At 62.5% G+C, this 16,201-nt stretch carries 20 protein-coding genes; 4 read left to right on the top strand and 16 right to left on the bottom strand.

Annotation, left to right across the window (positions count from 1 at the left end):
• Nucleotides 1-27 precede the first annotated feature (27 nt).
• The 5 genes from TGR7_RS14225 to TGR7_RS14205 form a co-directional block, all read right to left on the bottom strand.
• A complete protein-coding gene (locus tag TGR7_RS14225) occupies nucleotides 28-855 on the bottom strand; it encodes a DUF932 domain-containing protein (RefSeq protein ID WP_012639379.1) in 828 nt (275 codons plus the stop codon).
• Between the two features lie 152 nt (nucleotides 856-1,007).
• Nucleotides 1,008-1,268, bottom strand: coding sequence for a hypothetical protein (locus TGR7_RS14220; RefSeq protein WP_012639378.1), 261 nt, complete (start codon nucleotides 1,266-1,268; stop codon nucleotides 1,008-1,010).
• 18 nt (nucleotides 1,269-1,286) lie between these two features.
• Nucleotides 1,287-1,667 carry a hypothetical protein gene (locus TGR7_RS14215; RefSeq protein ID WP_012639377.1) on the bottom strand — a complete coding sequence of 127 codons (381 nt, stop codon included), beginning with the start codon at nucleotides 1,665-1,667 and terminating at the stop codon, nucleotides 1,287-1,289.
• Between the two features lie 93 nt (nucleotides 1,668-1,760).
• Entirely contained in the window at nucleotides 1,761-2,372 is a 612-nt protein-coding gene (locus TGR7_RS14210; RefSeq protein WP_012639376.1) for a DUF3275 family protein, read from the bottom strand.
• A gap of 100 nt (nucleotides 2,373-2,472) precedes the next feature.
• On the bottom strand, nucleotides 2,473-3,000 hold the full coding sequence (locus TGR7_RS14205; RefSeq protein WP_012639375.1) for an STY4534 family ICE replication protein: 528 nt from the start codon (nucleotides 2,998-3,000) through the stop codon (nucleotides 2,473-2,475).
• 398 nt (nucleotides 3,001-3,398) lie between these two features.
• Here TGR7_RS14205 and TGR7_RS14200 point away from each other — a divergent pair, with 398 nt between their 5' ends.
• From TGR7_RS14200 to arsB, 4 genes are read left to right on the top strand one after another with little or no spacing between them, the layout of a single operon-like run.
• Nucleotides 3,399-3,725: an ArsR/SmtB family transcription factor gene (locus tag TGR7_RS14200; protein ID WP_012639374.1), complete on the top strand. Its 327-nt coding sequence runs from the start codon at nucleotides 3,399-3,401 to the stop codon at nucleotides 3,723-3,725.
• A gap of 14 nt (nucleotides 3,726-3,739) precedes the next feature.
• The gene (locus TGR7_RS14195; protein ID WP_012639373.1) at nucleotides 3,740-4,222 is read left to right on the top strand and encodes an ArsI/CadI family heavy metal resistance metalloenzyme; all 483 of its coding nucleotides are present in this window, start codon (nucleotides 3,740-3,742) and stop codon (nucleotides 4,220-4,222) included.
• A 15-nt stretch (nucleotides 4,223-4,237) separates the two neighbouring features.
• On the top strand, nucleotides 4,238-4,735 hold the full coding sequence (locus TGR7_RS14190) for an arsenate reductase ArsC (protein ID WP_012639372.1): 498 nt from the start codon (nucleotides 4,238-4,240) through the stop codon (nucleotides 4,733-4,735).
• A gap of 54 nt (nucleotides 4,736-4,789) precedes the next feature.
• Entirely contained in the window at nucleotides 4,790-5,857 is a 1,068-nt protein-coding gene (gene arsB / locus TGR7_RS14185) for an ACR3 family arsenite efflux transporter (protein WP_012639371.1), read from the top strand.
• 192 nt (nucleotides 5,858-6,049) lie between these two features.
• On the opposite strand, the gene TGR7_RS14180 is transcribed toward arsB, so the two are convergent.
• From TGR7_RS14180 to TGR7_RS14130, 11 genes are all read right to left on the bottom strand, one after another.
• Nucleotides 6,050-6,775, bottom strand: coding sequence for a DUF5983 family protein (locus tag TGR7_RS14180; RefSeq protein ID WP_012639370.1), 726 nt, complete (start codon nucleotides 6,773-6,775; stop codon nucleotides 6,050-6,052).
• Nucleotides 6,776-6,881: 106 nt separating this feature from the next.
• A complete protein-coding gene (locus TGR7_RS14175; protein ID WP_012639369.1) occupies nucleotides 6,882-7,271 on the bottom strand; it encodes a hypothetical protein in 390 nt (129 codons plus the stop codon).
• Between the two features lie 33 nt (nucleotides 7,272-7,304).
• The gene (locus TGR7_RS14170) at nucleotides 7,305-7,538 is read right to left on the bottom strand and encodes a hypothetical protein (RefSeq protein WP_012639368.1); all 234 of its coding nucleotides are present in this window, start codon (nucleotides 7,536-7,538) and stop codon (nucleotides 7,305-7,307) included.
• Between the two features lie 800 nt (nucleotides 7,539-8,338).
• On the bottom strand, nucleotides 8,339-10,354 hold the full coding sequence (locus TGR7_RS14165; RefSeq protein ID WP_012639367.1) for a DNA topoisomerase III: 2,016 nt from the start codon (nucleotides 10,352-10,354) through the stop codon (nucleotides 8,339-8,341).
• A 137-nt stretch (nucleotides 10,355-10,491) separates the two neighbouring features.
• Complete coding sequence (locus tag TGR7_RS14160) at nucleotides 10,492-11,517, bottom strand: DUF4917 family protein (protein WP_012639366.1); 1,026 nt, start codon at nucleotides 11,515-11,517, stop codon at nucleotides 10,492-10,494.
• Between the two features lie 33 nt (nucleotides 11,518-11,550).
• Nucleotides 11,551-12,273 (bottom strand): hypothetical protein, encoded by a 723-nt coding sequence (locus TGR7_RS14155; RefSeq protein ID WP_012639365.1) that lies wholly within the window; start codon nucleotides 12,271-12,273, stop codon nucleotides 11,551-11,553.
• A gap of 267 nt (nucleotides 12,274-12,540) precedes the next feature.
• A complete protein-coding gene (locus TGR7_RS14150; protein ID WP_012639364.1) occupies nucleotides 12,541-12,939 on the bottom strand; it encodes a single-stranded DNA-binding protein in 399 nt (132 codons plus the stop codon).
• Complete coding sequence (locus TGR7_RS14145; protein ID WP_012639363.1) at nucleotides 12,936-13,487, bottom strand: DUF3158 family protein; 552 nt, start codon at nucleotides 13,485-13,487, stop codon at nucleotides 12,936-12,938. The genes TGR7_RS14150 and TGR7_RS14145 overlap by 4 nt, the downstream gene beginning before the upstream one ends.
• Nucleotides 13,484-14,272, bottom strand: a complete 789-nt coding sequence (locus tag TGR7_RS14140) for a PFL_4669 family integrating conjugative element protein (RefSeq protein WP_012639362.1) — start codon at nucleotides 14,270-14,272, stop codon at nucleotides 13,484-13,486. Before TGR7_RS14140 ends, TGR7_RS14145 begins: the two co-directional genes overlap by 4 nt.
• Before the next feature lie 146 nt (nucleotides 14,273-14,418).
• Nucleotides 14,419-15,624, bottom strand: a complete 1,206-nt coding sequence (locus TGR7_RS14135; protein ID WP_012639361.1) for an STY4528 family pathogenicity island replication protein — start codon at nucleotides 15,622-15,624, stop codon at nucleotides 14,419-14,421.
• Nucleotides 15,625-15,627: 3 nt separating this feature from the next.
• Nucleotides 15,628-16,188, bottom strand: coding sequence for a DUF2857 domain-containing protein (locus TGR7_RS14130; RefSeq protein WP_012639360.1), 561 nt, complete (start codon nucleotides 16,186-16,188; stop codon nucleotides 15,628-15,630).
• Nucleotides 16,189-16,201 lie beyond the last annotated feature (13 nt).

Below are 16,201 nucleotides of genomic sequence, written 5' to 3'. Positions count from 1 at the left end.
CCGTCATGGGCATGATCCGCTTGAGGGTCAGGCTTTCAACTGACGCAGACCTTCCGCCAGCAGCCATAGCGCCCGGTTCAGCCGGACGTTCTGGTCAATGCCTTGAACGGGCCGCGTGCGTTGCTGGCGCCCGTTTGCGGTGCGGCCGGTCAGGCCGCCTTTGACGAGGTTCTCCTGAACTCGATTGAAGGTGGACCACAGGTCCGAACGGTTGTCGTCGAAACGACGTGGCCGCAGAACCTGACTCTCCGTGATCGGCAAGGTCTTGCCGGGATCGTCGTACTTGAGGGTCAACGCCGATCTGGCGAAGACCTCGGCCTCACCGTAGTCGAGTGTGATGGCACCCATGGCATCGCGCGAGTGTTGCACTTGCTCGAAACCCTGCAAGACTTCGTAGGCGCCCTCGATGACGTGATCGGTGACGTTGCCCTTGTGAGGAACGCGGACGTCGGCGAAGGTGTCGCCGCACACCAAGCCGTTCTGGCAGACGAAGCGGAACATGCCCGCCAGCATCTGATAGCTGCTGGTGCCGTCGTGCGAGTTGAGCAGGATGATCTCGTTCGCCTCGGTGCCGTTGATCTGGCTCTCGTGGCGAAGCCGCAGCATGTGCTTGGTGTAGTCACGGCGATCTTCGTGGCGCACACGTGTCTGGCACACCATGAACGGTTGGAACCCCTCCTTGCGCAGCTCCGTCAACACGGCTGCGGTCGGGATGTAGCTGTAGCGCTGGGAACGGCTTTCGTGCGGGGTCTCCGCGAAGATGGATGGAGCGACGGTGCGGATCTGATCATCCGACAACGGATGATCCGAACGCAGCACCGGAGAACGATAAGAAAAGCGGGATGCGAGTTTCATGACTATCTCCTTCTGAGGATTGGAGCAATCGGCATCGAGAGGCGCAAAGCCGGATGCGCGATTGCATGGGACAAAGAAAAAAGCCCTGCGGAGCAGGGCCTGGGTGGGTCAGGTAAAGAGGAATGCAGCCCCGTGAAGCACGGGCCTGCGGTTCAGTCCGGCTCGAATTGCCGGCTGTAGGGGTTGAAGCGAAGCGCTTCGCTCCCTTTGAGGATCGGTGTGAAACCGTCCAGGTAGAGGTTGGCGAGGTACTGGTCGCGGTAGGTCAACGCCTGCCGTGCCTGTTCCTCGGTGAGACCGTCGCTGATGAAGTGATCGAGCAGTTCCTCGTCGGAGGAAACTTCGTTGTTGGACAACTGCTCTTCGACGAGGCGCAGCAACGATGCCGGGAGGGCGGCCAGGATCGGGTCCATGACGTGTACCTCCCGTGCTCAGGCCACCGCCGCTGGCGTGCGACGACGTGCGTGATGGGCAAGCACACCTTCCCGCCACTCGGGGGATTGCACCGGCGCCATGTCGAGATAGCGCAACGGGCACGAGTAGTAGTAGGGGTGCATGGATTCATCCAGGGGCTTGTGGCCCCATTCGCCGCCCGAGCCTTGCAGCAGGTCGCAACGGATGACGTTGATGGAATCGCCGGCAGCGAGCTTCATGAATCCCGCCTGCTTGGCGGTGATGCGCGCCACGGACCACAGCACGTTGCCGCGCAGGGCGTGGGCGATGACCTCCGAGCGAGCGTTTTCGCCCTCCTGCGGTTCGATCAGTTCGCGGATCAGTTGGTCGCGGGTTTGCCGCGAGAAATACCAGCCCATGGGAATTCTCCTGTGAAAAAAAGCCGGAGCACTCCCCCGACGGGGGAAATACCCCGGCGGGTGGTTGGAACGTCGCGGGAAGCGACAGATGGATCAGGCGGAGGCGATATGCCAGTCCTGGGACAGCGGCGCGAACTCGTAGCCCAAGGCACCGAGACGGTCGCGTTGCTGACGCAACAGGCGGCGATCGACGGTGGCATCGAGCTTGACGATCTCGCCCAGCGGCCAGAGAGCGCCGAACAGCGTGGCGTCGTCGTCCTGCGTTACCGGCTTGGAAGCCGGCTTAGCGGGAACGTCGGCACCGAACGGCGTGGTATCGACCAGGGGATCGCTGGACGTTGCCGCCTTCGCTTCGGCAGGTGCCGAAGTGGAAGGGACAGGCCGTTGCGCTTCCTCGTCGATCGGATCGACTTCCTGCGGACTCAGCCGGTTGGCTTCATCGCGGCTCAGGTGGTCGATGTTCGATAAGGTCATTCCGCCCAGGTGCGCGCGGATCTCGATGACCATGCGGCCGCTGGTGTTGTACGTCGAAGGACGAATCTCGGTGATGACGAAATCGCCCTCGTACTTGCCTTCGCGGTACTGGTCCAGCTCGGCGTTCTTGATGACGAACTCGCCGATGGAGGTGGCGAGGCGGCCGACGTTGAAGTCGCCGTTCCTGCCGTGGATGGTCTTGATGGCCAATTGGCCGGGAAGCGTAATCATGGGTCAGCTCCTTACGATGAGGTCACGAGACGCCGACCGGAAAGACCGGCGGTTCGTTGGATGGAAAGGAAGCAAGGCCCCGGTGAGGGGCCTTGTGGGTTCAGAACGACTCGGCCAACGCCGGTACTTCGGCTGCTTCGTCGTCGGAAACCGTCTCGGATGCGGGTGCATCCTGGACAGCGGGTTCGCTCGAAACGCTGGGCGCTTCGTCGCGAGCCGATTCCTCGGAGGCCTTGGGTTCGGCCTTGTAGACGAGCTGGCCATCGACCTTGATCCAGCTCACGAAGAGCAGGCGGGCCTTCAGGCTGACGCTCTGTTCGCCGACACGCTTCCCCTTGCTGTAGGTGAAGATGTCGGTCCACAGATCGCCCAGACGAAAGCCGATCAGCACTTTGCGTTCGGCCTCGACGGCGGGGACGCAACGGCGGATCAGGTGCTGCGCTTCGCTGCCGGATACACGCACGTCGAAACGGCGGTACTCCGGCTTATCGCTGGGACCATTGAGCGCTGCGATGTCGCAGGCCAGGAAGGCATCGCCTTTCTTGGGCTTCACTTCGCGGATGCGATTGAGATACCCGAGGCCGGTGATGTGCAGGTCGAAGTAGGACTTTTCGGATGAAGTGGTCATGGTGAATCTCCAGACTTGAGGGACAAGAAGGCGGAGACACACCCACCCCGGCGGGGAGGCATAACCCCCGCGCGGGTTGATGGATCGAACGATCCAGGTACTGCTTGTGCATCCATCACCCTGGGAGGGGCGAACGTTCGCGCATGGGATGCTGGTGCGAACTGGATCGGTCACGTGGTCGGAACCGCGTCGTAGCCTCGAAGACCGTGGCTACCTGGGCATGTCGCTGACGGATCAGCGGAACATGGCCGCAAGCATGGAAGAGCCGTGCGGGGGTGTCGCGCCGCAATGTGTTTTTGCGCGCTCCCCCTTTGTCGATCAGGGCACTGACGGCGTACATCTCGGTGAGAGGGAATGGTTTCTTGCTAATAGTTCGATAATCGTTGTATCATTGAAATATGAATGAAGATCAGGCAGTTACCGCTCTCAGTGCATTGGCCCACACCCAGAGGTTGCGCGTGTTCCGCGCCCTCGTGGTGACGGGGCCGGCCGGCCTGACGCCCAGCGTCCTGGCCGACCAGCTCGAAGTGGCCCGCAACACACTCTCCTTTCATCTGAAGGAGCTGGCCCACGCCGGGCTGGTCACGGTCGAGCAGCAGGGGCGCAACCTGATCTATCGCGCCGATTTCGCGCAGATGAATGGCCTGCTCGGCTACATGACCGAGCACTGCTGCCAGGGCTCTGCCTGCGAAGTCTCCGATTCGGACTCTTGTGCGTCCTGTTGAAAGGAGCAGTATTCATGAAGCGATTCCATGTCCACCTGAACGTCGATGACCTGAACCGCAGCATCGGCTTCTACTCGCAGCTCTTCGCCGCCCAACCGGCGCGTGTCGAGTCCGACTACGCAAAGTGGATGCTCGAAGACCCGCCGGTCAACTTCGCGATCTCCACGCGCGGCGACAAGCCGGGCATCGACCATCTCGGCATTCAGACCGATTCCACCGAAGAACTCGCCGCCCTGAAGGCGCGTGCGCAGGCGGCCGATATCGCCCTGCTCGATGACGGCGAGACGACGTGCTGCTACGCGCGCAGCGAGAAGCATTGGGTCACCGATCCACAAGGCGTGGCTTGGGAGCATTTCCACTCCCTGGGGAACATCCCGGTGTTTCATGAGGGCGCGGAACCAGCGGCTGCTCCGGCTGCGGGTTCGTGTTGTGCGCCTGCCGGAGTAAGTGACCGGCCTGCCGGCATCGCCGTGAAGGCCAAGTCTTCCTGCTGCTGATTCGAGAAATTTCCTATGACTACCGAAAGAATCTACAACGTCCTGTTCCTCTGCACAGGCAACTCGGCGCGCTCCATCATCGCCGAAGGACTCCTCAACCACTTCGGCAAAGGCAAGTTCCGCGGCTATTCGGCCGGCAGCATGCCCAAGGGTGAAGTGCATCCGATCGCGCTGGCGACCCTGAAGAAGCTGGAACTGCCGACCACGGGATATCGCAGCAAGAGCTGGGATGAGTTCACGCTGCCCGACGCGCCGCTGCTGGATTTCATCATCACGGTCTGCGACAACGCCGCTGGCGAGGCCTGCCCGGTCTGGCCGGGGCAGCCCGTCAGCGCCCATTGGGGTGTGCCGGACCCAGCCGCAGTGGAAGGCAGCGAGGTCGAGAAGCACCTGGCCTTCGCGGACACCGCCCGTGTCTTCCGGCGTCGTATCGAACTGTTCCTGTCCCTGCCTCTGCGAAGCCTGGACAGCATGTCCTTGCAGAACCAGGTGCGTGATATCGGCAAGCAGTGAGCGAGGTTGAACGACGCCGGCTCTAGCCGAACCGAATTTTTGGAGATTACCCTGATGGCATCGCCGCAACCGGCATCCCGCCTGTCCTTTCTGGACCGCTACCTTACGCTCTGGATATTCGCCGCCATGACGCTGGGCGTGGTGCTGGGCATGATCTTCAAGGGCCTGCCCGACGCGCTGAACGCGATGTCGGTCGGCACCACCAACATCCCGATCGCCATCGGCCTGATCCTGATGATGTACCCGCCGCTGGCGAAGGTGCGCTACGAGGAATTGCATCGGGTGTTCGCCGACAAGCGCGTGCTGCTGCTCTCCCTGGTGCAGAACTGGCTGATCGGGCCGGTGCTGATGTTTGCGCTGGCGGTGATCTTCCTGCGCGACCATCCCGAGTACATGACGGGCCTGATCCTGATCGGCCTGGCCCGCTGCATCGCGATGGTGCTGGTCTGGAATCAGTTGGCGCGGGGCGACAACCAGTATGTCGCGGGCCTGGTCGCGTTCAATTCCATCTTCCAGATCCTGTTCTTCTCGACCTATGCCTGGTTCTTCCTGTCGGTGCTGCCACCGCTGTTCGGCTTGCAGGGTAGCGTCATCGACGTCAGCTTCTGGACCATCACCGAGGCCGTGCTGATCTACCTGGGCATTCCATTCCTGGCCGGCTTCCTGACCCGCCGCATCCTGATCGGCAGGAAGGGTGCCGAATGGTACGAGCGCGTCTTCCTGCCCAGGATTAGCCCGATCACGCTGGCGGCGCTGCTGTTCACCATCGTCGCCATGTTCAGTCTCAAGGGCGGCGACGTGGTGCGGTTGCCGATGGACGTGCTGCTGATCGCCGTGCCGCTGACGATTTATTTCATCGTCCAGTTCCTCGTCAGCTTCTTCATGGGGAAGCTGATCGAAATCGATTATCCGCGCACTACCGCGATCGCCTTCACGGCGGCCGGCAACAACTTCGAGCTGGCGATCGCGGTCGCCATCGCGGCGTTCGGGTTGGCGTCGCCCGTCGCGTTCACGACCATCATCGGCCCACTGGTGGAAGTGCCGGTGCTGATCATGCTGGTTCATGTGGCCCTGCGACTGGGCGAGAAGTGGTTCCCCGCAACCGCTCCCGTGCGGCCATGACCGACCTTGCCGCGTACCACCGCCGTTGGGACGGTGCTCACCCCACTGGTTGGCGGCAACGAACATCGTTCTGCTGGCTTTGCTCTGGATGACGCATCGGCGACCGTAGTGGCGGAGCAGCCGCTGGTTTCGTGGCGTGCCTGCGGGCCGCACAAGGAAAGAGCCCCTCGAAGGGGCTCAAGATGGAGGAATTCAGTCTTCGTAGACAGGCAGGCCGTTCAGTATCGCGGCGTTCGGATCGAAGACCAGTATGCGCACGTCTGCCATGGCGGCCAGGTGCAGCACGTTCAGCAGCGGCGTGGGGACGCACGCATCCGTCTGATCGCTGTGCAGTGCTTGGGCATTGCGGCCATCGACGATTTCGAGATTGGCGTCAGTCCAGGGCGTAGCGATCAACTTCACGCCCACGGCATCGCTGTCGGGAATCCTGAAGGCTTCAAACAACAGGCCGGTGAGCGTGGATGTGTCCGCGAGGTCTTCGAGGTACTGCATCGTTTCCTCGGGAAGGTGCCCGGAACTGATCTCCCAGCATCGGCTGTAGTGGCCGGTGTCGAAGGTCAGACGCCGCACCACGTCGCGGGCGGCTTCCTCGGAATAGGTATCGCCGACATGCACTGGCGTCCCGGAGTCGTCCGCCATGACGGCATAGATCACCGTGCGCGCGATGCCATGGTTCCGGCATTGAGCGTCCAGTTCATCCGGCACGGCTTGGCCTTGAGTGATCAAGGTGAAGTCGTCGCAGAAGACGCATTCATGCCGCTGGATCTGGTCGTCCCGCAGATGGGACTGCGAGGCATGCAGCGGAAGATAGGTCAGCGGGCAGTCGTCATCGTAGGCAATGGCGATCATTCGCTGAATGGAAAGGCCGTTGTAGCCACGGACGAAGGGATTGGAAACAGGATTGGCATTGGGGTTCATGATGGTTCTCCAGTAGAGGAAAGGCGGAGCCGATCCCCTGCCGGGGATCGACCCCAGAGGGATGAAAGAAACGGTGCCCGTCACGAATGACGGGCCGCCGGTGCTGTTACCAGCCGGTGTAGTTGAGGATCAGCGTGGCGATGATCTTGCGTCGCTCCAGGTCCAGGCCGCCCAGGTCGGCCAGACCGTGGACGCCAACGCGCTTGAGCAGCGCACCGCCGTCCTTGGAGTTGTAGAAGCTCACCATCGCGGCGAGAAAGACCCTTTCGCCGGAACTCATGGCGCCGATGGTCTTCCTGATGACAGCGACGTTCGGGCACAAGTCCCACTTGTCCTCTGCCAGGTCCAGACATTCCTGCGTACCGTTGAACAGGTCGGGGCCGACCAGTTCGACGCCGCGCTTCCAGGCGTGGAAAAAGGCGTCGGGGGCTTTCGAGAAGTGCAGATCGTTGCGCGCGATCTCGTCAAAGATCGCCTGCTGGCTCATCGGATTCATGACGAGGTTCTCCTGATGACAGATGGATGGGGATCACGGGTACTGGCGCTGCGTCCATGCGCCGGTTTCCAGGGCATGGCGAGCGGCCTCGTGGCTCGGGAAATACTCGACGGACTCGCGGGAGACGGGGCCGTCGTCGTCGAAGGTGCCGATGTAGTGCCCGGTGGCACTGCGCAGCACCTGCAAGGGCAGGCTTTTGCCCACATACGCCAGCGCCAGCAGACCCGAAGGGCCTGTGGGCTTGAGTGCGACAGGATCGAAGGACATGGTGCTCTCCTATGAAGGGATGGGAAGCGCCGCATCCCGACGGGATGAAGCGGATTCCCGTGGGGTGGAACGAAGCATCGTCGCCAGGACATGGCGATCGTCCGCAGGAGCGATGCGAAGCGGACTGGATCGGTCAACGCGGAAGAACCGCGCCGCAGCTTTGAAGACCGAAGCTGCCTGGGCATGGTGCTGACGGAGGTCAGCGCGCATGGGGTGTAGGTTCGGAGGCTTGGCCTGCATTGGCGAGCCGAAATCCGCTCGCGGTGATCGCCCGATTGCTTGCCGAGCGTGGTGCGTCGGCGCAGCGAAAGCTGGCGTGAAGGGAAAAGCAGCCGAAGGCGCGAGCCTTCGGCGGGGAGGAATCACCACCCGTGGGCTGTTGCAGGGCGTGGCCGTCGTCAAAGCCTGCCGCTGGTCCAGCAATCTCACCCGACCCGTTTCGTGGCTGGGGTCGGAAACCTCTGGCACACATCCGCGCACAAAGGGAACCCGTTGTTTCGCCGGCGGGCACCGGCACCGAGTACCGTGGACCCGAGGGGTCTCCTGACGATTCGCGCAGCGCCGGAGGGCCGGCAAGTCGTCAGGAGACCCCTCGCGATCAACGGAAGGAACACCGATCAATGGAATGGCGGCGAGCGCCATTCGTGGAGAAACGACCTTCTCGTCCCGTGGCCTGTATCGGCCAGGCGGAACGCGCACACCGTTGCAGAAGGAGACGCGCGCTGGGGAGTCCCACGGGGCGCGGGACGGTTTGCCTCGCCGTCAGTGAAATCCCGGCGCGGCAGAGGTGTTCATTGGCATCAGGATGCCTTGGGCGCAGCGCGCCGCTGGCGCGAAGCCCTGCGCCTGCCCGTCGAGGATTCGGCCGGCAGCGTGCCCTTGCAGTCGGGATAGCGGCTGCACGACCAGAAGGCACCGTTCTTGCCGTTGCGCTGGCGCGTCGCCGCACCGCATACCGGGCAGGCCGGCCCTTCGGGCAGCTTGATCGACAGGACGGTGCCTCGATATTGCTGAACCAACTGCGCGACCCAGGCCGATTGCTTGTTGATGAAGGTGTCCAGCGTCATCTGGCCGGCCTCGATCATGTCCAGCGCCTGTTCCCAGATCGCCGTCGTGCCGGGATCGGTGATCGCCGCCGGCACCGCGTCGATGAGTGTGAAGGCAGCATCCGACGCGCGGATGGCGCGACCCTTCTTCACCAGATAGCCGCGAGCCAACAGGCCGTTGATGATGCCGGCGCGCGTGGCTTCGGTGCCGATGCCCGTCGTCTCCTTCAGCTTCTGCTTCAGCCGTGGATCGGTGACCAGCTTGGCGACACCCTTCATCGCCTTGATCAATTCGCCCTGGGTGTAAGGCTTGGGGGGCAGCGTCTTCAGTGCCTTCAGTTCGACCTGCTGGACACCGCAGCGCGCTCCGGTGTCCAGCGGCGGCAGGATCTGGCTGCGCTGGGCCGGCTCGTCGTCCGCCGCATCCTGCCCCTTGCCGGGGAGCGCCAGGTGCCAGCCAGGCACGATCACCCGTTTGCCGACGGCCTGTAACGATTGCCCTGCACAGTCGAGCATCACCAGTGTGCGGTCGAATTCGTGATGCGGCAGGAACTGCGCCAGGTAGTGCGCCCGGATCAGCGCGTATACCGCCAGCTCCTTCTCCGACATGGCCGAGAGGTTCGCAGGCTCCAGCGTGGGAATGATGCCGTGGTGCGCCGTTATCTTGCTGTCGTTCCAGACGCGCGAGCGCTGTGTCCTGTCGAGCCGGTCGATCAACGGGCGTAGGCCGGGATCGGTGGCGAGCAGCGCGTCGAGCACGGTCGGCACTTCGGCCAGCATGCTCTCGGGCAGGTAGCCGGAGTCACTGCGCGGATAAGTCGTCGCCTTGTGCGTTTCGTACAAGGACTGCGCGATGTCCAGCGTCTCCTGTACGTCCAGCCCGAGTTGCCGCGAACACACTTCCTGCAAGGTGCCGAGGTCGAACGGCAGCGGTGCGGCTTCGCGCACACGCTCGGTTTCCACCGACAGCACCTTCGATTCACGACCCGCACGGATGCGGTCGGCAGCCTGCTGCGCCACTGGCTGCTGCAGGCAGCGACCGGCTGCATCCGTGGTGCCGTCGGGCGGCATCCAGCTTGCCGCGAAGGACTGGCCCGCGTGGGACAGCGTGACGTCGATGGTCCAATACGGTACGGAGACGAAGCGTGCGATCTCGCGGTCGCGGTCCACCACCAGTTTCAGTGTCGGTGTCTGTACGCGACCGACCGACAGCACGCCCTGATACCCAGACCGCCGACCCAGCACCGTGAACAGGCGGCTCAGGTTCATGCCGATCAGCCAATCCGCGCGCGAACGGGCCAGTGCGGAAAAATACAGTGGCAGCGTTTCGCCACCCGGCTTGAGTTGAGTCAGCGCCTTGCGGATCGACGCATCGTTGAGCGCCGACAGCCACAGCCTCTGGATCGGGCCACGGTAGCCGCACAGATCGATGATCTCGCGCGCGATCATTTCGCCTTCGCGGTCGGCGTCGGTGGCGATCACCAGCTCGCCGGCCTGGGCGACGAACTGCTTCACGATCTTGAACTGCGCGGCGGTCTTGGCCTTGACCTCGATGCGCCAGCGCTCTGGAAGAATAGGCAACTGCTCGATGGACCACTGCTTGTACTGCTCGCCGTAGGTTTCCGGCGGTGCCGCCTCGACAAGATGGCCGATGCACCATGTCACCGTGATACCCGAACCGCTGTAGCAGCCGTTGCCGCGCTGCCGGGCGCCCAACACCCTGGCGATGTCCTTGCCTTGCGAAGGCTTTTCGCACAGAAACACGCGCATAAAGCCTCCTGAGTGTGCGTGACGGTCATCGAATGATCGTCAGCATCCCAGAGGGCAATGAATGCGGCAGCAAACAACGCGACAGCAGCAGACACCAACTTGTGCGGGTTCAGGATGCGGTGTTTGGCTTTGCAGGTCTATGGGACCGGGCGCAGACCCTGCTGATCAGCGTGAATCCAGCAACCGGGACTCTCGCTGTCGAAAAACTCCACCTCAACGTGCCACCCCAAGGTATCGCGGATCGTCTGGAAGACCCTGTTGCAATAGGCCTGATCCCCTCGGAACACCGACACCGCCACACGATTGATCCCTGTTCCACTCATCCGTTGCAAGAGATGGAGATCTTGTTCGGAGAATCCCCAGCCGTAAACAACGAGAGTGTTCCGCGGTGACTTCAGAACTTCTCTGTAGACCGTGGAGAGGTAGTAGCTGTTCTGGATGGATGTGACTTTTTGCTGCCACGTTCCTTCGCTCACGAACAACGGAACAACGCTTTCACTCTGCCAGAGCTGAAGTATCGCTTCGAGAAGACCAGCGTCCCTGTTGTGTATCTTCAGTTCTTGCTCGACCAAATTCCTGCACAGTACAAGACTGCCATGGGCATGGAACACCAGTGTGGTCGAGCGCTCCCTGCCGATCGGCTGCCTGAACCGCTGCCAGTCGTCGGAGAAGACGCCGCCTCCTATGAAGCAATCCTTGAATGCATGCTGATCCTCGATCTCCAGGCCATAGGTCATGACCCAGTACACCACCAAGTCATAGTTGAGTGAGATGACAGTGCTGAAGCGTTTCAGGAATTGATAGATGCTCGGCAGGTGCGCGCTGACCTGATCGTATTCCGGGTGAATGTTGCGGACTGTCTGAATGAGGCAGTCTCTGAGACTCACGTAGGCGGCATGGGTTCGGTGGTCCGGGATTTGCAACGACCGATTGACGTTCGACGCCTGCCATACGATCCGAAGAACCAACTCGAAATCGTTGGTCTGAAAGAACTGGAACAGTCGTTGGGCGTCGTCGGGAAGGAAGCGCTGTTCAACGGCATGCCTGAGCAGTGATCCATAGGAGAAGCTCGGGCTGACGGCAATGCTGGCGCCGTTGCCGAGCAGGATCGTGCATCCGTAGCTTCTGGAGATTTCTTCCCAAGGTCTGATTTCAAACGGCATCTCGTTTTCCCTTGCGCATCGAAGTCAGTGAGTTCAAGGCCGGTGGCTTCGCGCGAGATGGTTCTTGAGCAGGAACCAGCACATATTGAGCGCGAAGGAGCGACCAAGCCGCGTCATCTGGTCTTCCGGGATGCCAACCGGGCGATGGGCGCCAGGGCTCAGAAAACCGAACACGCCAGCCAGCCCCTTTTCCTCTTCGACCGTGATCTCGCCGCTGCTGCGCAGGAACGAAAGTACCTCGCCCCATTTTGACGGGTTGTAGGTGGTGGGACTCTGCTGCAGCGAAGCGACATGGGCGGCCACGTCAACGGCCAGGGTTTCCAGCGCCACTCGGGCGTTGACGAGCGATGCGTTGTAGTCGGGCGGCGTCGCCCGGAATGCCTCGGCCGAGTCGTTGATCTTGACGATGATGTCCTGCGCGCGGGGGGCGCCGGAGTTCTGCAATGCCGTAACCAGGTCATCTTCCAAGGGCGCGGCATCGGCAATCGACGGATCGGTCTGGACCAGTTTCTTTTCCTGGATGATGTAGCCGTCCAGCAGCAGGCACTGCGCCAGGTCGTGCATGCGCTCGTCAAACCGATACTTCGGATTGACTCTGGCCCGAAGATCGCCTGTGGTTGCAACCACCTCGGACAGCGCCAGCATGAGCGTGCGGTCATCAAGTCCGCGCAGTGTGTTTAGTAGGTCGTACAGCAGTTGCCCCCTCGACAGCGACAGGTGCTGAACGCCGTACTTGCCCAATATCACGGCACACACGGCGGGCTCCTGCAGTTCAAGGAATTGAGCTAGTGAATAACGAGTCCTGACTCCGATCATGCTGCTTATCTCGTTCTAGGAAGATGGCTTAGGGGCAAGCCATTTCACAGATTGGAAAAACAACAAGTTATAGATCGAAGTAGTGCTCAAGTCCATGACGATTGGCCCTCCATGGACGTCAATGGCGCTATACCACTGGTATAAAACGCGCACGACTGGCGCACGGTGAGCGGCTGGTCCAGCCGCTCACACGATCCTGCGCAGCGGCTACTCGTCGTGGGGTTGCTCCATGGCCTGCCCCTTGGCACCCAGCGTTACACCCTCGACGCGATACGGCAGGATGCCAACCCGGCGCGCTTCGATCTTGAAGGTCACGCGCTCGTTCTCGTCGGCGTCTTCCCACTCGTCGCGCACGGTGCGGCCTTCGACCAGCACGCGCATGCCCTTCTGGTACAGCGTGCTCCAGTGTTCGGCCTCGCGGTGCCACAGTTCCACCGGCGCCCAGAACCCTCCACGGTCCTCGAAAGTGCCATCCTTCATCGGCACCGGGTTGTCGAAGTAGACGTTCAGGCGCAGCAGCCGGCGCGGCTCGTCGTTGCCGTTGGCAAACTCGCGATAGTCTGGCGCAGAGCCGATGTTGCCCTCGCCGAAGAAATGCGTGCTCATGGTGACTCCTTGGAAGTGGTGGGGTTGATCGAGGCGGCGTGCCCCTGGATACGCCGCAGGTAAGCCGCTTCGGCCTGGGCCATCTTTCCGGCGCAGTCCAGGGTTTGGCGGGCAATGCTGTGCGTGAGGCTGATCTGCATGTTCAGCGCGATGCGTTGCAGCTCCATCGCGTAGAGGTCGTCGATCAGCGATGCCGGTGTCGCGGGATCGGCCAGCAGCGCCTCCCACAAGGCGACGCCCATGCTGGAACGGTCGAGATTGCGCCAGCGCAGAAAGGTCGTGCCTGCGCCAGTGGTCTGCTGGGCCAGTTGCACACCGAGCAGGCTGAAGGGATAGCCGCGTGCTTGGGGCAGCACCCGTCGCTGCGCCAGCACGATCAGGTCGTCGCGCAGCGCCGCACACTGGTTGGCCCAGGACTCCAAACGTCCCTTACCCTTAAAAGGTTGTAAAAGGCCCTTTAGGTAGGCTGCGTGTTCCAGGCGCTGGAAGTCCGCCTGTTCCAGCGGCGTGAAGCGTGTCGGTGTGTCGGTGAGAGTGGATTCCGTCATGCTGGCTCATCCTCATCGGATGCGGCGCCGTCGTCGTTCGCGTCGTCTTCCGTGGCTTCGTCGGTTGGCGCAGCGCTCGGGGTATCCGTCCTTTCCTGCTTGCCATCCTGCGATGACCGGCGGTTGATCGGCGGCGCGAAGCGCGAGCGGCGTGTGCCTTCGAGCACGTCGGTCGGCAGCTCGCCGAACTTCTCCAATGCCGCGCGCGCTGCTGCGTTCTTCGCCGCGAAGTCATCGCGCGTCGTGCCGGAGTAGCGGTACTGCTGGGCCAGGGAGAACAGGCTGCGCAGCGCGTGCGCGCCATCGTTGAGCCAGCGTTCCAAGGTGCTGCGATCGATCAATGCCGTGTGATGCGCCAGGATCAGGCGCCGCGCTAGGTCGTCGTAGTCGGCCAGCAGGTAGACCGCCATGAACCCCAACTGCGAATTGACGAACAGGGGCAGCTTGACCGGCTGCACGTTGAGGTTCTCGCCCAGGCTGAGAGCGGGCGGTACGTCGGCCAGCGCCTGGTCAACCTGTTCGCGCAGCGTTTGCAGGCGCGTCTTGGTGTCGGCGATCTTTTCCTCGATGCGCAGCATCCACCAGTCCGAGTAGGGGTCGTCCTGCTCGGCGCCGCGCTTGAGCTTGTTCATGATGGAGATGAAGCCGTTCAGGCCGATGATGCCGGGCCGGCCTTCGGCGGGCGTGCGACCGTGCCAGATGCGTGAGGCGTGATGCGTGTGCAGCGTCAACGCCATCGCGCTGCGCAGCGACCCGAGGTTCAGTTGCAGGGGTTCGTTTGCCATAAGAGCGACTCGCTGTGAATGAACGAGTCGCCAGCATCGACAAGCAGGGGAAGGCTGTCAGTCAACAAACCGCATTGCGCCGCCGCCTGTTTGCAGCGTCGGGAAGGCAGTCTGTTGCGCTATACCACTGGTATAGCGCGCTGGCTTCAAGACTCCTTGAACAGGTCGTGCAGGCGGGTCAGATGCTGCTGCGCGGCTTCGTGATCGATCGCTGGCGGAGACCAGTCGCGCTCGGGCGCGCGCAGCGATTCCAGAGACGACGGTGAAATAGCAGTCGGTGCGTGTTCCGGCTGACCAGCCCAGGCATGGAACTCGCCCTTGATCGCTTTCTGGATGACCCCGAAGAGATAACCTGCGGGATTGCGGATGCCGCCGGCCTGGCAGCGGGCCGCCCATTCGTCGAGCACCGCCTGTTGCAGGGTGTCGTCCACCCGCTGAAGTGCGACTAGTGCGCCGGACTGCTGTTCCTCCTTCAAGGCGAGAAAGCGATGAGGCAGACGAAGGTTTTCTCGCGCGCGCGGTACTGTACGTATTTTATTATTTTTAATACTTTCTTTACGTACAGTACGGTCCTGCTTCGGATTCCGAAGAAGGGCGTCTGACGGGGCTTTGCGACCCGCTTCGGATTCCGAAGGCTGCTGTTCTCTGTGCCGAAGAAGGGCTTTCGGGCCTTCTTCGGTTTCGTGAATCGTCGCGTCCTGTGGATAACTTTCGAGTGGGTTCCACTCCTGGCTTGCCAACCGCTGCGCCAGCACCTGCAGGCGCGTGGGCAGGGCGCGGCCGTTGAGCAGTGGGTCTTCAGCGACTTCCTGAAGTGTGTGGACGCCGACGTGCTGCACCGCCTTGCTCGCATGGGTCAGCGCCTGGCTTACCAGGTCCAGGTAGTCGGGATCGAGCTGCATGGCCTCGAAGGGCGTCAGCGGCTCATCGTGCAGCACGTACAGGTTGCCCTGGATGCGCCCGGTGCGCGGATCGCGCCGACGCCGCACCAGACTGAGCCAGCGCGTCAGGCGCAGCAGCGTGAGCGCGCGCGCCACCGTCTCGTGGGAGGCCTTCGGCGCGCACGGCGTCGAGGCAAGGTAGGGGCGGAGTTGTTCGTAGGTGGGAAAGGCGGTGATGCCGTCGTCGTCGAGCAGCAGCCGGAACACCTGCCAGGCGTTGCGTTCCAGTGGCGTGAGGCGATGATCGAAGAACAGCGCGCGCGGCACGCTCTCATGGCGGTTGCCGCTGAACAGGAATCCATCGCTGGCCGTCGGCCCGGCCTGTCGGGGCGGCAAGCGTTGAGCGGCCTCATCCAGCAGGGCGGAGAGCGAGACCGGACCGCCTCCCCGATGAGGCTTGTCGATCTCCATGGCCTACACCAATCCTTGGTCGATCCAGCCGCGAATCGTCGCCCAGATGACGGAGGCCGGCAGGGCGAGTTCTTCGGCAAGATCGAGGGTGAGATGGAGCATCGCCATGTCGTCGTCCAGCGCGATGCCGCGTTGCTCGACGGCGGGCTTCCAGCGCCCCCACAAGCCGGTGTCCTGTTCCTCGCTCAATACCGGATGGCGGCCCTTGCGTTTGGGCAGGCCGAGAACGTCCCGGCGCAATGCCACTTCCTGATGGGTCAGGCCGTAGAACTTGCTGACCATCGCTGTGCTCGCGCCCAGGCGGAGCATGCGATCGACGGTGGCAATCTCCTTCTCGACGTCTTCCACCTGGTGCAACAGGCGTTGCAGCACCTCGCGGTTCACCTTGACCGAGCACCAGGACACCGTGGCGTTGACCAGCATGCTGACCAGCTCCGGGTGTTTGAGTGCGTCCAGCTCCCGGTCGCCGAAACCCATGGCCTTGCAGCGGCGCAACTGGCCGTTGCGCAGATCGTGCAGCGCCTGGGCGATCACGGCTTGGTTGAGTGGATGTGGTGCCGACATCGCGTCTCCCCCG

This window comes from Thioalkalivibrio sulfidiphilus HL-EbGr7 (assembly GCF_000021985.1).
Taxonomy (GTDB): domain Bacteria; phylum Pseudomonadota; class Gammaproteobacteria; order Ectothiorhodospirales; family Ectothiorhodospiraceae; genus Thioalkalivibrio_A; species Thioalkalivibrio_A sulfidiphilus.
This window is presented reverse-complemented; position numbering and strand designations above follow the sequence as displayed.